Below are 17,502 nucleotides of genomic sequence, written 5' to 3' on the forward strand. Positions count from 1 at the left end.
GAAAAGTGTTTCTGATATTACTTAGCCCAAACTATCCTGTTATTTATACATTTTAAGAAGTTAATGCAATTTGAGCTATTGATTTGCTTGGATATAATAAAGATTAGTTTTGCTGACTGGATTGAAATTGAGTTTAGGTTTAAAACATAATAAAAGCTATCCAATCTTTTTGACCGGGTAGCCTTTGTAAAATTTATTCTGCTGGAACTTCTGTGGTTGTGAGTGATATATACTCTGAAAAAATGGCATTTACCACAGCTTTCCTTTCGTCATCCAGTGATAAATAGTTCTGATTTACATTATCGTTGAATGTACCACAATCGGAATGATATTTGTATGTTTCTTCGTTGATTGTAATTTCAATGTTGCTTAAACAATCAGTTGTACCTTCTGTATTCCATGCATCACCACATAATATATTAGATATAGTTCTGATATCCTCATTTTCAGTGATGTTCGCATTTTCTCCTGTGAAAACATTATGAATACTTACTACTGCAACTGGGTCTATCATAAGTTCACTACTGGCCAGGACTTTTTCTGTTGCAAAAACCCACCATTTTTCATTCATATTAATCTCGATTATGCCTTCTTGTGAACCATATTGATATCCATAGCCTGTACCAAAGTTAGATTGATTGTCTTTTGTTGGCTTTTCACTTCCGTCTACTTCTGACGTAATCTCTCCATCCATAACACCACAACGGGCTTCTACTGTACTTTCATGACCTGTGTCAATATATAACTCGCCATTTACCATGACCATAGGAATTAAATCCCATTGTTCTGCTTCTTTGACAACTTTGATACCGTAAACCTCTGTTATCTGTGCTGGATAACTTTCTGCAATTTCTCCGTTATATGCTATTTCAATAATGTCACCAACATTTGGTTGTGGAGCAGTACCTATGTTTTTCATTGGTACTGTAATCAGATCTGCATTGTTTAATTCTTGACTACCCTCTACTGGTTCTACTAAAAAATAATTATCACGAATTTCAAGAATGGTTGCTTCAAAAATAGTGTTATTTTCTTCACCTATTCCACTTGGTCTGAGCCATTGACCTGTTTCTTCATCTTTCACTAAAATCAACTCGTAACCTCCCTCCGGTCTGTTAAAATAAATTTCTGTATCATCCGAAGTAAGCTCTAATTGGAAGCTATGCTCTGCTCCAATCGGACTGTTTATTCCACCAAATGTCGAAAAAAATGTAAGATAATGTGGTTTTACTCCACCGCCATTGTCTTTAAATCCTCTGATATATCCTGTAGATGTTGGAATTCCTACATCAAGCGTGATCTCCGTTCCATCCTCTGATACAGAGTAATCAACTAATACGACATCCATTCTTTTTTGAAAACCTGTGCCAATAAAGAATAGAGCTACTAATACAGCTAAAATTACAATTACTGCAATTATTCTTTTTTTCATAATCAAACACCTCTATTGATTTGGTGAAACTTCAAACAAATTCGTTTTTAAATTAACCTTAATGTAGATTTATACATCAAAAATGTAGAATTATACATGTTTTCATTCAGACACACAATTCCGAAAAGGGAGTATTTATTTCATTAACTTTCTATTTATACAATCACAATCGGCGTCCGATATTCATTCACCATTTCCGTCTGGTTCTTTAAAGCCAGATTCCCCAGATAGATCTGATTGCGGAGGATATCCAGATCCAGCATCCGCAGAGATTCGGGAGAAAGCGTCTGTCTGGCGTCAGCCAGGCTGGTGACGAGAGGAATGGAACTGTTCTTTTTGATCTCGGTAAGCAGTGGCGTCGCATTCTTGCGGAAACCCAACACTCTGGCGTAAGAGATATAGTCTTTCGACTTGCAGGTCTCGAATTCTTCCTTGGTCATATTCAGCAAAATATGGAGCAGACATCTGCTGATGCGGGTGTAGGTCATATCCTTACTCTTGAGCAGATCACAGAAAGAAGTGTAACCTGCGAAGGAAGGCAGGGTATTGCGGATCCGGTCGGACAGATCCGAAGAAATATCCTGATACTTGTCGTAGCCCACAGAGTATTCCGTCAGCAGCTTGTATTGCAGTGCTGCGGAAAAATCATCGGCAAACAGAGGCTTTTTGTGAGACAGAAAATCCATCATCAATGCATAGGCACTTTCTGGCATCTGGGCAGCCAGATAGGATAGATCATGCCCGGCGGCCACCGACTGGCGGATAGCAATGGCGGAACACTGATTGGTGCCGAGACGTTTGTCGTGATAATCCGCACCGACTCTGGTGGTAGTGAACGGTGAGATCTTGCTGCTTCTGGACATCAGAGCTTTGAGATATTCAATTCCCAATATATTATTAGGAGAGGAAAGAACGTCCTTATCATTGCTTAAGGAAGGCGCGTATTGCAATAACGCCCAGGTTCTGGCGATGGGGAAGGACATTCCCTTACGCATATTGCAGCGCAAGGATTCCACGTAAGGTTCCGGTTCCGTATAGAAAATCTCAGCGATCCGTGACAAGACTTCAATGTTGCCGCACTCACTGCCAAAGCACAGATTTGTGGTCACTCCCAGTTTGTCGAACAAGGCAACCGAGCCCTTGGCAAAAAATTCCGCACTGGAGGCAGCATAGCAGGTGGGCAGTTCCAGCACCAGATCTGCACCGTTCACCAGAGCCATTTTTGTACGGGTGAACTTATCTAAGAGGGCAGGAGCACCCCGCTGCATGAAATTACCGCTCATGACAATGATCGTATAATCGGCATCATTGGCCTCTTTGGCATGCTGTAACTGGTAAGCATGACCATTATGGAAGGGATTATATTCTGCGACAATACCATTGACCTTCATAATGTGGCTCCTTTCGTGAAAAGAAATATACGTTATAACGAACACAAACTCTGACAAGGAATGTGAAAAAAATAACATACACTGAAAGCGTTTACATATGCATGGTTATCAGCTTATTTTATTCTGAAAAAATAGTGGTTGTATCTGAAAATATACAATTTTGCGAACATTATGCCCTTGTGTACTCCAGATGTATTTAGTATAATATAAATACATCGGTTTGTTAAGATAAAACCAAAACTTTACAGAAGTTATTTGGGAGGAAGCGGGTATCCCCCGCCGGAAAGGAGAATGGATATGTCATACATTGACATGATTAAAGAGAGAGCAAGACTCGACAAAAAGACTATTGTATTACCGGAATCTAATGATAAGAGAACATTACTGGCTGCTGCCCGTATCGTGGAAGAGGGCATCGCAGACATCATTATGATCGGTGATGAAGAGAAGATCATGGATGGTGCAGGCTGGCTGGAAGTTGACCTGTCCAAAGTTAAGGTAGTTAACCCTAAAACAACTCCCAAGTTGGATGACTATGTGAATTTATTATATGAAACCAGAAAAGCAAAGGGAATGACCCCCGAGAAGGCAAGAGAGATCCTGCTGAATGATTACCTGACCTTCGGTATCGTAATGGTTAAGGCTAATGATGCAGACGGTATGGTAGCAGGTGCATGCCACTCTACCGCAGATACTTTAAGACCTGCACTGCAGATCCTGAAGACTGCACCCGGCGTTAAACTGGTATCCGCATTCTTCGTTATGGATACCGTATTCAAGGATCAGGGTGAGAACGGAACCTTCCTGTTCGCTGACTGTGGTCTGAACCAGGATCCTACTCCCGAAGAACTGGCTGCTATCGCAGATACTTCTTCCAGAAGCTTCAAGTCTCTGATCGGACCTAAGCCCGTGATCGCCATGCTGAGCCACTCCACCAAGGGAAGTGCAAAGCACGCACTGGTTGACAAAGTAGTAGAAGCTACCCGTATCGCACATGAGGAGTATCCTCATCTGACTCTGGACGGCGAACTGCAGTTGGATGCAGCTCTGGTTCCCAGCGTTGCCAAGTCCAAGGCTCCCGGAAGCCCTGTAAACGGACATGCCAATGTCCTGATCTTCCCGAACCTGGATGCAGGTAACATCGGTTACAAGCTAGTACAGAGACTGGGTGGAGCAGAAGCTTACGGCCCTATGTTACAGGGTATCGCAAAGCCTGTTAACGATCTGTCCAGAGGATGTTCCTGGCAGGATATCGTCGGTGTCGTAGCACTGACCGCTGTACAGGCACAGTTAGTATAATCACTGGTAACGAACATAAACGTGTGCGGGATATCTGTCCCGCACCGTATTCATGTATTGCCCGCACGGGTAACATGACCTCATAGAGTAACAGATTTGAAAGAAAGGAATTCATCATGAATATTTTAGTTATTAACTGCGGAAGCTCTTCCCTGAAGTTCCAGCTCATTGATTCCGAGACCGAGAAATGCATCGCAAAGGGTCTTTGTGAGAGAATCGGTATCGAAGGAAGCCAGATCACCTATACCCCCGATGGTGGTGAGAAAGAGCAGACTGTAACTCCCATGCCGGATCATACCGAAGCTATCCGTCTGGTGCTGGAAGCTCTGACCAATGAAAAGACAGGTGTGGTAAAGAGTCTGGATGAGATCGGTGCCGTAGGACATCGTATCGTACACGGCGGCGAGAAGTTCGCAGCATCCACCATTATCACCGATGAAGTTATGAAAGCCATCGAGGAATGCAACGACCTGGCTCCTTTACATAACCCTGCTAACCTGATCGGTATCAATGCATGCAAGAAGCTGATGCCCACCACTCCCATGGTAGCTGTATTTGACACCGCTTTCCATCAGACCATGCCTGAGGAAGCTTATATGTACGGTCTGCCTTACGAGTATTATGAGAAATACAAGATCAGACGTTACGGCTTCCACGGAACCAGCCACTCTTATGTATCCAAGAAGGCTGCTGAGGTTCTGGGCAAAAAGTACGAAGATCTGAAGATCATCGTTTGCCACCTGGGCAATGGTGCCAGCGTATCCGCTGTTAAGAACGGCAAGTGTGTAGACACCTCCATGGGTCTGACACCTCTGGAAGGTCTGATCATGGGAACCCGTTCCGGTGATATCGATCCTGCCATCATGGAGTTCATCGCTCACAAAGAGGGCAAGAACATCGACGAGATCATGACCGTTCTGAACAAGAAGTCCGGTGTATATGGTCTGTCCAACAATCTGTCTTCCGATTTCCGTGATCTGGAAGCAGGTTACAACAACGGCGATGCACACTGCATCCGTACCATGAACACTTACTGCTACCGTGTGGCAAAATATATCGGCTCTTATGTAGCAGCCATGAACGGTGTAGATGTGATCTGCTTTACCGCAGGTATCGGCGAGAACGCACCTTTAGTTCGTTCCCTGGTATGCGAGCATCTAGGCTTCTTGGGAGTATCCATCGATGAGGAGGCAAACCACAAGCGTGGCGAGGAGATCGCTATTTCCACTCCTGACAGCAAGACCACTGTTATGGTAATTCCTACGAATGAGGAACTTGCTATTGCCAGAGAGACTGTAAGTTTGGTAAAATAGGTTCGACGGAACCTTAAGAATGAGAACACCCATCAACCGGAGGATCCGATTGGTGGGTGTTTTACGTATGCAAATCGAGCATGAGAAATCCCCGTCGATGTATGGTAACGAATCAACAGAGGGAGAAAAATTATGAAAAAAAATGTGATCGTAGGACAGTCCGGAGGCCCCACAGCGGTGATCAATGCCAGTCTGGCAGGTGTCTACAAGACAGCAAAGGATATGGGAGCGGATACCATATACGGTATGCGCTATGGCATTCAGGGTTTGTTGGAGAAAAAGATCGTGGATCTGGGGGAAAAGATCCGCAACGACATGGATGTGGAACTTTTGAAGAGAACACCGGCTTCCTTTCTGGGATCCTGCCGCTATAAGCTGCCGGAGATCAGTGAAGATAAAGCTATTTACGAGAAAATATTTGCAATTCTGGAAGAACTGGGGATCATGGCATTTTTCTATATCGGCGGCAATGACTCCATGGATACCATCAAAAAGCTTTCCGATTATGCAGAGACAGTGGGCAACCCGATCCGTTTTATCGGCGTACCCAAGACCATTGATAACGACTTAGAGGGTACGGATCATACGCCTGGTTACGGAAGTGCGGCAAAATATATTGCTACCGTTACCAAGGAGCTGGTACGTGACGGCCTGATCTATGAGATGCAGAGTGTGACTGTCATCGAGATCATGGGAAGAAATGCCGGATGGCTCACCGGAGCAGCAGTACTGGCCAAGAGTGAAGACTGTGAAGGTCCGGATCTGATCTACCTGCCGGAAGTAGCCTTTGATGTGGATGATTTTCTGAAAAAGGTCAAGAAACTGGTCAGCGAGAAACAGTCCATTGTCATTGCAGTGTCCGAAGGAATCAAGACGGCAGACGGAAGATATGTCTGCGAATTGTCTGCACCTTCCGACAAGACGGATTCTTTCGGCCATGTACAGTTATCCGGTACGGGCAAATATTTGTCTGACCTGATTATTGAAAAGCTGGGCTGCAAATCCAGAGCTATTGAACTGTCTACTCTGCAGCGCTGTGCCGGACATCTGACCTCCCGCGTGGATATCACCGAGGCTTATCAGGTAGGTGGAACTGCGGTAAAGGCAGCTTTTGAAGGCAAGACCGGTCAGATGGTGATCTTAAAGAGAGTATCTCAGGATCCCTATATTTGCACTACGGATCTCTATGATGTGCATAAGGTGGCAAATCTGGAGAAAAAGGTTCCCCGTTCCTGGATCACGGAAGAGGGAGATTATGTGACCGCAGAGATGAAGAACTATATCGAGCCTCTGATCCAGGCGGAACTGACTCCGATCATGATCACAGGCCAGCCCAGACACATTATTATTGACGATCTGTAAAAGAAAATGGAATAAAACAACAAATCAAATAACGATACAAAGGAGGTGGAAAGATGCCGAAACACAGGAAGAGAAGAATCATGCTCAGCATAGTGAGTATTGTGCTTTTTGTAGTTTTATCTGCGCAGCTTTCCACCGTTTCTTTTTCTGTGACTGCGGCCGGGGAACACGGAGAACTGGTGGCGGAGGAGTACGAACGATACCGGGAACGCTTTGACAGGATAGAAAAGATTGGAGATTTGGAGAACCAGGGATTCCGCCTGCTGGAGGATCAGATCTTTGCGATGCCGTTGCAAAAACTTCCGGAGGAAGCCGTAGATACGACAGAGGAACCCGGGAATGAAGTCTGGTTCTATGCGGCACTGGATACAAGGTACCACAGACTGGCGGTATTTATCGCGGATGCTTCCGGGCAGATTCTGTACAAGACGGACCAGCTGGAAGCAAATTACTGCTATCCGGGAGAAATGCGGCAGCCGGTGAAAAAACTGGCTTCGGTTTCTTTTCAGGATGTAGACAATGACAGAGATACGGATATCATCCTGATCGTCCAGTGCCATAATGACAGGGGGGATTATCAGGAAGAATCCTACAAAGTAGGAGATGTTCTGTTCCAGGACGATGGAAACTTTTACCGTGATTATCGGATCTCAGACAAGATCAACCGCTTTGATATGAACAAGAACCCTGCCTGTATTTTAAATTTTGTAAGAGACGGGCGTTCTACGGAATTCCTCTATACGGCGGAGACACTGGCAGATCTTCTGAACCACAATTTCAATGTCATCGAGGAACAGTCTTATACCCGTAATTTTGAAAAGCTGGGAAAATTAAAGGTGGTTCCGGGCACCTACCGGATGGCGGAATATGACGTGTTCATGATCTATCTGATCGATGAACAGGGAAATATTGTGTGGAGTTTTCAACCCATGGAGGATTACGACAATCTCTATGCGCTGAAGGGAATCCAGGGAAAGGACCTGGACGGTGACGGCCTGAAGGATCTGGTGGTGTTTGCAAAATACAGCTATGAAGGAGAAAACGGGGAATTGCTGGTGGACACCGTGTGCACCATTTATTACCAACGGACGGCCGGATTTGAGAAGGATACTGATTTTACAGAAAATTATGAATGTACGGAGGAGGATACTCTGGAGGCACTGGTGACGAAGATCCGTGCCTATTGGGGGTGGCAGACATAATGATAAAAATATTGATCGTGGATGATGAAAAGCCAATCTGTGACCTGATCGACCTGAATCTGTCGGCAGCAGGATATTTTTGCAAAAGTGTACAGGATGGCATGAAAGCCATTGAACTGATCGAGAAGGAAACCTTTGATCTGATCTTACTGGATATTATGCTTCCGGGAGTGGACGGTTTTGATATTATGGAATATATCAGACCTTTAAAGATCCCGGTGATCTTCATTACCGCCAAGGGAGATGTAAAGGACCGGGTAAAAGGCTTGCGTCTGGGGGCGGAGGATTATCTGGTGAAGCCCTTTGATGTGGTGGAACTGCTGGCAAGGGTAGAAGTGGTACTGCGCAGATTCCACAAACGGGGAGCGCAGCTGTCCGCAGGAGATGTAGTGGTGGATATGGAAGCCAGAATGGTGACGAAAGCGGGCGTACCTGTGGTACTTACCAACAAGGAATACGGACTTCTGGTGTTATTTATTCAGAATAAAAATATTGCCTTATTCAAGGAAAGCCTGTACGAAAAGGTATGGGGAGAAGAATATGGCGGGGACAGCAGGACTCTGGAGCTGCATGTGCAGCGCCTGCGCAAAAAAATGGGATGGGAGAATCAGCTGGTAGCGGTATATAAGGTAGGATACCGGCTGGAGATTGCCTGAGAACGAGGAATTCTTGTAGGAAAGTGGACAAGAGGAGAAAAGAATGAAATTTTCCTGGAAAATTCTGCTGTGCACCATGCTGATCATGGCAGCGGCATGCGGAGCAAGCGGTTATTTTTTTGTAAATTATGTGTTTCAGACCTCCATGGAGCGTGAGACCAGACAGGCACTGGATGAAAGTAGTATTTTGAGGTTCGCTTTTGAGACGGCAGCTTTAAATATTCCGTCCAAATATGATGTACTTCCGGACGGAACGGTGGAACAGATCGGAGTATACCTGGAGAACAGTGGACAGCACGGCAACAGATTGCTGCGGATCAGCGATGAGAACGGTAAGGTGCTGTATGTCAGCGAAGGGTTTACCGGGGATACTTCTCTGTGGGAAGAACGCAGAGAAAATACGAGAGTGTACCGGGTAGTGCAGTCGGGGGATTCCTATTATATCCAGACACAGACAAGAATCAATGTGTCCGACCGTCTGCTGACGTTAGAGACCATGAAAAATGTAACTGCGGTATATACGGAGAGGACGGAAGGATTTCGGATGTATCGTCAGGTGACGGTGATCGTACTGTTGTGCAGTGGCGCTGTGATGACGCTGATCGCCTGCTGGCTGACCCGACCGATCCGGCTTCTGACGCAGGCTACCGGCAAAATGGCGGAGGGAGAATACAGCTATCGCGCGGAGCAGATCAGTAATGATGAAATGGGACAGCTGACTGCGGATTTCAACCATATGGCAGAAGCACTGGAGCAGAATATTCAGAATTTGGAAAATGAAGTCAGAGCCAGAGAAGATTTTATTGCCGCATTTTCCCATGAACTGAAGACACCGCTGACAGCTATAATCGGTTACGCGGATATGCTGCGTTCCCGCAAACTGGACGAGGAGAAGCATTTTCTCTGTGCCAATTATATTTATACAGAGGGAAAACGCCTGGAGACTATGGCACTCAGACTGCTGGACATCATTGTGACCAGGCGGGAAGAGATTGAACGGAAGAATACCAATGCCACCGGTATTTTTGCGTATCTGCAGGAAATCTATGTGGATAAGGAAAAACCGGAGGACAGCAGGGTAAAAGTTGACATTCGTTGGGAAAAAGGAGAACTCTATGCCGATGAGAATCTGCTGAAGACCGTATTGATCAATCTGATCGACAATGCCATCAAGGCCTCGGAGGCTGGACAGACGGTGGAGGTCACGGGAAGCCGTCGGGAGAACGGGTATTATTTTCAGGTACGGGATGAAGGTATCGGTATTCCTGAGGAGGAATGTCATAAGATCACCGAGGCCTTTTACATGGTGGACAAATCCAGATCCAGAGCCCATAACGGAGCGGGGCTGGGGCTGGCACTCTGTACCGGCATACTGGAATTGCATCACAGCAGCCTGAAGATCGAGAGTACACAGGGTTTTGGAAGCTGCATGAGTTTTCTGATTCCGGATGAGGGGGTGAAGTCGGATGAATAGATGGAAGAGCTGTTCTTTGGGCTTTGCGGTATCAGTTGTGGTCATTCTTGCGGCTCTGTGGGGACCGGAATGGATCGCGGCCAAAAGTGATGAGAGACTCTTAAACAGTATTACCACAGAGGCGGTGGAAGGTGCGGAAGGATACCGTTACCGCATGAGCAGCAATCAGAAACTATATCTTTTGGGGAGATGTCTGAGCAGTCAGACCCTGCCGGAGAGTGAACTGCGTTTTTTGACCAGAGTGGACAGTGAGGCAGGAAACTACGGAGAAATGACGGGTACCTATGCGTTTGTAGAGAATCGTCAGCAACCGGGAGAGGGACAGATTCAGGAGGAAGCGGTATATGAGGCATGTAACAGAGAGATTCAGATCCTGAAGGAGCAGGGAATTCTTCCCGGCGAAGTAAAGGAAGTTTCGGAAGACTCTTACGAAGCGGTGATCTGTTCTGCTATCGATGTTTTGGAGCCGAGAAATAATCTCTCCGTATGGAAAATCAGCCTGTCTACGGATGTAAGGAATGCGGATAAGAGTAACCGTTTTCTGGATATTTATCTGGATGCGGATACCGGCAAAATTTATGAATTCTATGTCCGGATCGGACAGCAATGGGAAGACATCGATACGGATGCCATGATTGGCCGGTATGCGGAATATCTGGAACTGACTGGTCTTGAAAAATATGAGGATCAAAATCCGCTGTTGGAGACGACGCCGTATTTTGCCAAGTATACTTTCCCGGGGGAGGAGGAAGACAGTACCACGGTGACCATTGGTTACTATGAAGGAATTCGTGAGCTTTTCCTCAAAGTAGGAAGATAGAAAAATAAAATACGCAAAGATTTTTTACAAAAAAGATTAAAATCACTACTTGACGTTACCACACTAAAGCAGTAATATAAATAAAAATTAAATACAGCGGTAAGAAAACCATTGATGTGGAGATAAAAACAGTTCGTGCACTTACAGAGAGACCGGATGCTGAGAAAGGTTGGAACGCAGGTTGTTAAATGGACCACGGAGGGCGCAGTCAAAGAGGATACACAGAATTTTAAGACCTCAAGTATTCTGCGACGTGAGGGCATACGTCAGTTGCCGGGGATATGTTGGTATCCTGTAAGAGCACAAGCAATTGTGAAGCAAGGTGGCACCGCGGGAAATGTATATGACCCGTCCTTGACAGAAGAAGATTCTGTCATGGGCGGTTTTTTTGTAACCTTTTCAGAGCCTATGGCGAGATAGCCTCAATGAGTAAAAGGAAGCCTCAAAGAGGCGATTTTACGAATGGAGGCGCTGAAAAGGTGTGGAAAGAAATAATTTTAAGGAGGAGTACCGGAATGAAGATCACACCCACACTGGAAGAATGTAAAAAGATCGCAGCGGAAGAAAGCTACGGAGTGATTCCCATCAGCACAGAGATGTATGCAGATATGACCACACCCATCGAAGTGCTGCGCATCTTAAAAAAGGTCAGCGGTCATGTCTATCTGCTGGAAAGCGCGGAGGCGGATAAGCGATGGGGACGATATTCCTTTTTAGGCTATGATCCATTGCTTGAGATCACCTGTTATAACGGTATGACTACAATAAAATCGGAACTGACCAGCCGAACGGATTCCGGAGATGTCAGAGGGATCATCCGCAACGTCATGGAAGAGAATAAAAGTCCCAAGCTTCCGGGACTGCCTTCCTTTACCGGAGGTCTGGTAGGATATTTTTCCTATGACTATATCAAATACAGCGAACCGACCCTGCGGCTGGATGCGAAGGACGAGGAAGGCTTCCAGGATGTGAACCTGATGCTGTTCCACAAAGTCATCGCTTTTGACAATTACAGACAGAAGCTGATCCTGATCCTGAATATCAAGACCGATGATCTGGAGATCAATTATCATAGAGCGGAGCGGGAGCTGAACAACATGAAGGAGCTCTTGCTGAATGGAGAAAAGGCAGAGCATATTCCCTGTAAGCTCCGGACAGATTTTCAACCACTGTTCAACGAAGCAGCCTATTGCAACATGGTGGAGAAAGCCAAGCATTACATCAGAGAGGGAGATATCTTCCAGGTGGTATTATCCAATCGCCTGGAGGCGGAGATGGAAGGAAGCCTCTTAGATGCTTACCGGGTACTCCGAACAACAAATCCTTCTCCGTACATGTTCTATTTCTCTGGAAGTGATGGTGAGATCGTGGGAGCCAGCCCGGAGACATTAGTAAAGTTAGAGGACGGCGTATTACATACCTTCCCCCTGGCAGGAACGAGACCCAGAGGAGCTACCGAGGAAGCGGACAAGGCGCTGGAGGCAGAGCTTTTAGCAGATGAGAAGGAACGCTCCGAACACAATATGTTAGTGGATCTGGGACGGAATGATATCGGCAAGATCAGCCGGATTGGCACCGTGGAAGTGGAAAAGTATATGTCCATTGAGAGATATTCTCATGTCATGCACATCGGATCCACGGTAAGAGGAGTGATCAGAGAGGATGCGGATGCTCTGGATGCGGTGGATGCCATCCTGCCTGCAGGAACCCTGTCGGGAGCACCGAAGCTTCGGGCCTGTGAGATCATCAACGAACTGGAAGACAATAAGAGAGGCATCTATGGAGGAGCCATCGGCTATATCTCCTTTACCGGAAACCTGGATACCTGTATCGCTATAAGACTTGCTTTTTCCAAGAACGGAAAAGTATTCGTAAGATCCGGTGCCGGTATTGTGGCGGACAGTGTACCGGAGAAGGAATACAGGGAATGCATTCAGAAGGCAGCAGCTGTAAGACAGGCACTACAGAAAGCGCAGGAGGGAATGGAAGCATGATATTACTGATCGACAATTATGACAGTTTTTCCTATAACGTATATCAGCTGGTAGGAAGCGTAAATCCGGATATTCGGGTGATCCGCAATGATGAATGCAGTGTGGATGAGATCCGCGCCATGAATCCCTCCCACATCATTTTATCGCCGGGACCCGGCAGACCGGACAAAGCGGGCGTCTGTGAAAATGTGATCAGGGCACTGGGCGGAAAAATCCCCATTCTTGGTATCTGCCTGGGACATCAGGCCATCTGCGAGGTGGCGGGAGCCACTGTGACTTATGCATCCCATCTGATGCACGGTAAACAGTCCCTGGCGACTTTGGATACAGACAGTGTATTGTTCCGGGGTATGAAAAAAGTGATCACTGTGGCAAGATATCATTCTCTGGTGGCAGATCCACAGACGATTCCCGCAGAATTGAAAGTTACCGCGGTCACCGAAGACGGAGAGGTCATGGCGGTAGAACAGACAGAAAAGCAGATCTACGGAGTACAGTTCCATCCGGAATCGGTACTGACACCGGATGGACGACAGATCATTGTTAATTTTTTACAGACACAGAAAGGAGCAGGCAGAAACATGATTAAAGAAGCGGTTGCTAAGTTGGTAAAGAATGAGGACATCGGATACGATATGGCAAAAACCGTTATGGATGAGATCATGAGCGGTGAGGCCAGCGATATTTTAAAGAGTGCTTATCTGACAGCATTAAGCCAGAAGGGTGAGACCATCGAAGAGATCACAGGCTCCGCAGAAGAAATGCGAAAGTTCGGCAGAAAACTTGGAGCGGACGTGGAAGCTTTAGAGATTGTGGGAACCGGCGGTGACGGATCTAATTCTTTCAATATCTCCACTACGGCATCTATCGTGATCTCTGCGGCAGGCGTACCGGTAGCCAAGCACGGCAACCGCGCAGCCAGCTCCAAATCCGGTGCAGCAGACTGTCTGGAAGCTCTGGGCGTAAATATCACCATAGAGCCGGAACAGAGCAAGACGTTGTTGGAAGAGATCGGCATCTGCTTTCTTTTCGCACAGAAATATCACACCGCCATGAAATATGTGGGACCCATCCGCAAGGAGTTGGGCATCCGTACTATTTTCAATATTTTAGGACCTCTGGCAAACCCCGCAGGACCGGTATATCAGATCATGGGTGCGTACGATGAAAGCCTGCTGCCCTCTATGGCAAAGGTATTGTCCAATCTGGGTGTAAAACGTGGCATGGTAGTCTATGGACAGGACAGACTGGACGAGATCTCCGCCAGTGCACCCACTACAGTCTGCGAGATTGATAACGGTACCTTTAAAAATTATGTGATCACACCGGAAGAATTTGGCATGGAAAGATGCACGAAGGAAGATCTGGTGGGCGGAACTCCCCAGGAGAACGCAGAGATCACCAGAGCTATCTTAAATGGCGAAAAGGGTCCCAAGCGCAATGCGGTACTGCTGAATGCAGCAGCAGCCCTATATGTGGCAGGCAAGGCAGACAGTATGGCAGACGGTGTGAAGCTGGCAGAGAAGGTCATCGACACAGGCCATGCAAAGGCACAGCTGGAGCGTTTTATCAAGCTGAGCAATGCATGATAAAGTGTTACGAGTGATTTTGACCTGCGGTGCAAGTATTACGATTATGAAACGGAAAGGCAGGATGAATGGATGATACTGGATACTATAGCAGCCTCTGCAAAGGAGCGGGTGGCAGCAGCAAAAGAAGCACTGCCTCTTGCAGAACAGATCGCCAGAGCAAGAGAGTCAGACTGCAATACGGGATTTCCTTTTGAACAGGCACTGGCAAAGAAGAGGATGAGCTTTATCTGCGAGGTGAAAAAGGCGTCGCCCTCCAAGGGACTGATCGCACCGGAATTCCCATATGTGCAGATCGCAAAGGAATACGAAGCGGCAGGAGCGGATGCTATCTCGGTGCTGACGGAATCGGCATATTTTCAAGGGAAGAATGAATATCTGACGAAGATCCGGCAGACGGTACAGATCCCTCTGCTGCGAAAAGATTTCACGGTAGACGAATACATGATCTATGAGGCGAAAAATATCGGAGCGGATGCAGTGCTCCTGATCTGTGCGATTCTCTCTCCCATGCAGTTGTCGGAATACGCGGGGATTGCAAGAGAACTTGGCCTGTCGGCACTGGTGGAAGCTCATGACGAGAGAGAAGTCAAGATGGCGCTTGCAGCAGATGCAAGGATCGTCGGTGTCAATAACCGGAATCTGAAAGACTTTACGGTGGATATCAATAACTCCGTGCGGTTGAGGGAAATGGTGCCGGAGAATATTCTCTTCGTATCCGAAAGTGGTATGAAGACGAGACAGGATATCGAGCGGTTGGAGCAGAACGGTACCAATGCCGTACTCATCGGAGAGACATTGATGCGTAGTGCAGATAAGAAAGCGGCTTTGCAGGAACTCCGCGGACAGTGTGAAAAATAAATTTTTCACGCGCAACTTTGTGCCTAAGGCCCAAAGTTTGCAGGTTATAGAAAGGTAGAAGATTTTATGAAAGTAAAAATGTGTGGTCTCTATCGTCCGGAGGACATTGATTATGCCAATGAGGTGCAGCCGGATTACGTGGGATTTGTATTTTACCCGAAGAGCCACAGGGTGGTTACGAAGGAGCAGGCAGCCAAATATCGCAAAAAGCTTCTGCCGGGGATTCGGACGGTGGGTGTGTTTGTAAATGAGGATCCGAAGAACATTATAGAACTGCTGGAGGAAGATATTTTGGATGTGGCACAGCTTCACGGGGATGAGACAGAAGAGGATATCCAGTATCTGCAGGCGGTCTGCGGTAAACCGGTGATCAAAGCAGTTAAAGTCAGAGACCGGTATGATGTGGAAGCCTGGCTGGACAGCAGTGCAGACTATCTGTTATTCGATAACGGAATGGGGACGGGACAGGCGTTTGACTGGAGTGTCCTTGGCGGAATCGACAGAGAATTTTTCCTGGCGGGTGGACTGCATCCGGACAATCTGGCGGAAGCCATGGAAGCGGTAAGACCTTACGCGGTAGATATTAGCTCCGGCATCGAGAGCGACCGGAAAAAAGATCCGGAGAAGATGCACCGGATCATGGAACTGGTAGAACGGTATCGGAACAAGCCGCAGGCATCAAAGTCGGGGGGCTTTTGAGCCCAACATCAATAGATAGAAGAATTATAAATCAGAAATCAAAATGAAAATCAGGAATAAAAATCAGGAATAAAAATCAGGATGAAAGAAAAGAGGAGGAACACATGAGCAAAGGACGTTACGGAATCCACGGAGGACAATATATCTCTGAGACATTGATGAATGAACTGATCCATCTGGAAGAGTGCTATGAGCATTATAAGAAGGATCCGGAATTCAATGCGGAGCTGAACAAGCTGTTGAATGAATACGCGGGGCGCCCCTCTCTGCTGTACTATGCAGGGAAAATGACGAAGGATCTGGGCGGCGCGAAGATCTATCTCAAGAGAGAGGATCTGAACCATACCGGTTCCCATAAGATCAATAATGCCCTGGGACAGGCACTGCTTGCCAAGAAGATGGGCAAGACCCGCCTGATCGCAGAGACCGGTGCCGGACAGCACGGTGTGGCTACCGCAACGGCAGCAGCCTTCCTGGGGATGGAATGCGAAATCTTCATGGGAAAAGAAGATACCAACAGACAGGCATTGAATGTCTACCGTATGGAACTTCTGGGAGCCAAGGTACATCCCGTAACTTCCGGTACCATGACCTTAAAGGATGCTGTCAATGAGACCATGAGAGAATGGTCCAATCGTGTGGAGGATACCCATTATGTGCTGGGATCCGTTATGGGACCGCATCCCTTCCCAATGATCGTAAGAGATTTTCAGAGTGTGATCAGCCAGGAAGCAAAGGAACAGATTCTGAAGAAGGAAGGAAAGCTTCCGGCAGCCGTGGTAGCCTGCGTAGGCGGCGGCAGCAATGCCATGGGTGCGTTCTATAACTTTATTGAGGACAAGGATGTGGAACTCATCGGTTGTGAGGCAGCAGGCAAGGGTGTGGATACGGCACTGACCGCAGCTACCATTGCTACCGGCTCTCTGGGAATTTTCCATGGAATGAAATCTTATTTCTGCCAGGATGAATATGGACAGATTGCTCCTGTATATTCCATTTCTGCGGGACTGGATTATCCCGGCATCGGACCGGAGCATGCTTATCTGCATGACATCGGCAGAGCACAGTATGTGCCCATCACGGATGACGAGGCAGTGGATGCTTTTGAATATCTGGCAAGAACTGAAGGAATCATCTGCGCTATTGAGAGTGCCCATGCGGTAGCACAGGTACGTAAGATCGCGAAGAACTACAGCCCGGACCAGAGCATTATCATATGTCTGTCCGGCAGAGGCGACAAGGATGTGGCCGCTATTGCGAGATACCGCGGTGTGGATATTCATGACTGATGACCGACCTACGTGCAGGGGCTGTGAAATGCTTTGGGCAGTCCGTTCTCCTGCAGACAGAAGATGAAAACAGGAAAGATAGAAGAAATTAGAATAGAAGAGATAGAAGAAATGGAGACAG

General features: G+C 46.9%; 14 protein-coding genes. 12 read left to right on the top strand and 2 right to left on the bottom strand.

Features of this window, described 5'->3' with window-relative positions; translation table 11 throughout:
• Positions 1-193 precede the first annotated feature (193 nt).
• Positions 194-1,432 carry a hypothetical protein gene (locus OCV96_RS16315; protein ID WP_262594954.1) on the bottom strand — a complete coding sequence of 413 codons (1,239 nt, stop codon included), beginning with the start codon at positions 1,430-1,432 and terminating at the stop codon, positions 194-196.
• A gap of 155 nt (positions 1,433-1,587) precedes the next feature.
• Positions 1,588-2,823: a nucleotidyltransferase gene (locus OCV96_RS16320; RefSeq protein ID WP_022313151.1), complete on the bottom strand. Its 1,236-nt coding sequence runs from the start codon at positions 2,821-2,823 to the stop codon at positions 1,588-1,590.
• 297 nt (positions 2,824-3,120) lie between these two features.
• Here OCV96_RS16320 and pta point away from each other — a divergent pair, with 297 nt between their 5' ends.
• The 12 genes from pta (at position 3,121) to trpB (ending at position 17,381) form a co-directional block, all read left to right on the top strand.
• On the top strand, positions 3,121-4,122 hold the full coding sequence (pta, locus tag OCV96_RS16325; RefSeq protein WP_117467447.1) for a phosphate acetyltransferase: 1,002 nt from the start codon (positions 3,121-3,123) through the stop codon (positions 4,120-4,122).
• A gap of 116 nt (positions 4,123-4,238) precedes the next feature.
• Entirely contained in the window at positions 4,239-5,435 is a 1,197-nt protein-coding gene (locus OCV96_RS16330; RefSeq protein ID WP_117467445.1) for an acetate kinase, read from the top strand.
• Between the two features lie 132 nt (positions 5,436-5,567).
• Entirely contained in the window at positions 5,568-6,797 is a 1,230-nt protein-coding gene (locus OCV96_RS16335) for a 6-phosphofructokinase (protein WP_022312761.1), read from the top strand.
• A gap of 53 nt (positions 6,798-6,850) precedes the next feature.
• Positions 6,851-7,999 (top strand): FG-GAP repeat protein, encoded by a 1,149-nt coding sequence (locus tag OCV96_RS16340; RefSeq protein WP_022312760.1) that lies wholly within the window; start codon positions 6,851-6,853, stop codon positions 7,997-7,999.
• Positions 7,999-8,655: a response regulator transcription factor gene (locus OCV96_RS16345; protein WP_022312759.1), complete on the top strand. Its 657-nt coding sequence runs from the start codon at positions 7,999-8,001 to the stop codon at positions 8,653-8,655. Before OCV96_RS16340 ends, OCV96_RS16345 begins: the two co-directional genes overlap by 1 nt.
• A 43-nt stretch (positions 8,656-8,698) precedes the next feature.
• Positions 8,699-10,129: a sensor histidine kinase gene (locus OCV96_RS16350; RefSeq protein ID WP_262594955.1), complete on the top strand. Its 1,431-nt coding sequence runs from the start codon at positions 8,699-8,701 to the stop codon at positions 10,127-10,129.
• Positions 10,122-10,949 carry a hypothetical protein gene (locus tag OCV96_RS16355; RefSeq protein WP_227733335.1) on the top strand — a complete coding sequence of 276 codons (828 nt, stop codon included), beginning with the start codon at positions 10,122-10,124 and terminating at the stop codon, positions 10,947-10,949. Before OCV96_RS16350 ends, OCV96_RS16355 begins: the two co-directional genes overlap by 8 nt.
• A 515-nt stretch (positions 10,950-11,464) precedes the next feature.
• The gene (gene trpE, locus OCV96_RS16360) at positions 11,465-12,943 is read left to right on the top strand and encodes an anthranilate synthase component I (RefSeq protein WP_262594956.1); all 1,479 of its coding nucleotides are present in this window, start codon (positions 11,465-11,467) and stop codon (positions 12,941-12,943) included.
• Positions 12,940-14,532, top strand: coding sequence for an anthranilate phosphoribosyltransferase (gene trpD, locus OCV96_RS16365; protein ID WP_227733337.1), 1,593 nt, complete (start codon positions 12,940-12,942; stop codon positions 14,530-14,532). Before trpE ends, trpD begins: the two co-directional genes overlap by 4 nt.
• Before the next feature lie 72 nt (positions 14,533-14,604).
• A complete protein-coding gene (trpC, locus tag OCV96_RS16370; protein ID WP_227733338.1) occupies positions 14,605-15,393 on the top strand; it encodes an indole-3-glycerol phosphate synthase TrpC in 789 nt (262 codons plus the stop codon).
• Positions 15,394-15,459: 66 nt separating this feature from the next.
• A complete protein-coding gene (locus OCV96_RS16375; RefSeq protein ID WP_227064560.1) occupies positions 15,460-16,092 on the top strand; it encodes a phosphoribosylanthranilate isomerase in 633 nt (210 codons plus the stop codon).
• A 104-nt stretch (positions 16,093-16,196) separates the two neighbouring features.
• The gene (gene trpB / locus OCV96_RS16380) at positions 16,197-17,381 is read left to right on the top strand and encodes a tryptophan synthase subunit beta (protein WP_119623648.1); all 1,185 of its coding nucleotides are present in this window, start codon (positions 16,197-16,199) and stop codon (positions 17,379-17,381) included.
• Positions 17,382-17,502 lie beyond the last annotated feature (121 nt).

This window comes from Waltera acetigignens (assembly GCF_025567015.1).
GTDB lineage: Bacteria > Bacillota > Clostridia > Lachnospirales > Lachnospiraceae > Acetatifactor > Acetatifactor acetigignens.

Excerpts from the sequence above, each read along its gene's own strand:
- OCV96_RS16315 (WP_262594954.1), bottom strand. The coding sequence starts at position 1,432 with ATGAAAAAAAGAATAATTGCAGTAATTGTAATTTTAGCTGTATTAGTA.
- OCV96_RS16320 (WP_022313151.1), bottom strand. The coding sequence starts at position 2,823 with ATGAAGGTCAATGGTATTGTCGCAGAATATAATCCCTTCCATAATGGT.
- pta (WP_117467447.1), top strand. The coding sequence starts at position 3,121 with ATGTCATACATTGACATGATTAAAGAGAGAGCAAGACTCGACAAAAAG.
- OCV96_RS16330 (WP_117467445.1), top strand. The coding sequence starts at position 4,239 with ATGAATATTTTAGTTATTAACTGCGGAAGCTCTTCCCTGAAGTTCCAG.
- OCV96_RS16335 (WP_022312761.1), top strand. The coding sequence starts at position 5,568 with ATGAAAAAAAATGTGATCGTAGGACAGTCCGGAGGCCCCACAGCGGTG.
- OCV96_RS16340 (WP_022312760.1), top strand. The coding sequence starts at position 6,851 with ATGCCGAAACACAGGAAGAGAAGAATCATGCTCAGCATAGTGAGTATT.
- OCV96_RS16345 (WP_022312759.1), top strand. The coding sequence starts at position 7,999 with ATGATAAAAATATTGATCGTGGATGATGAAAAGCCAATCTGTGACCTG.
- OCV96_RS16350 (WP_262594955.1), top strand. The coding sequence starts at position 8,699 with ATGAAATTTTCCTGGAAAATTCTGCTGTGCACCATGCTGATCATGGCA.
- OCV96_RS16355 (WP_227733335.1), top strand. The coding sequence starts at position 10,122 with ATGAATAGATGGAAGAGCTGTTCTTTGGGCTTTGCGGTATCAGTTGTG.
- trpE (WP_262594956.1), top strand. The coding sequence starts at position 11,465 with ATGAAGATCACACCCACACTGGAAGAATGTAAAAAGATCGCAGCGGAA.
- trpD (WP_227733337.1), top strand. The coding sequence starts at position 12,940 with ATGATATTACTGATCGACAATTATGACAGTTTTTCCTATAACGTATAT.
- trpC (WP_227733338.1), top strand. The coding sequence starts at position 14,605 with ATGATACTGGATACTATAGCAGCCTCTGCAAAGGAGCGGGTGGCAGCA.
- OCV96_RS16375 (WP_227064560.1), top strand. The coding sequence starts at position 15,460 with ATGAAAGTAAAAATGTGTGGTCTCTATCGTCCGGAGGACATTGATTAT.
- trpB (WP_119623648.1), top strand. The coding sequence starts at position 16,197 with ATGAGCAAAGGACGTTACGGAATCCACGGAGGACAATATATCTCTGAG.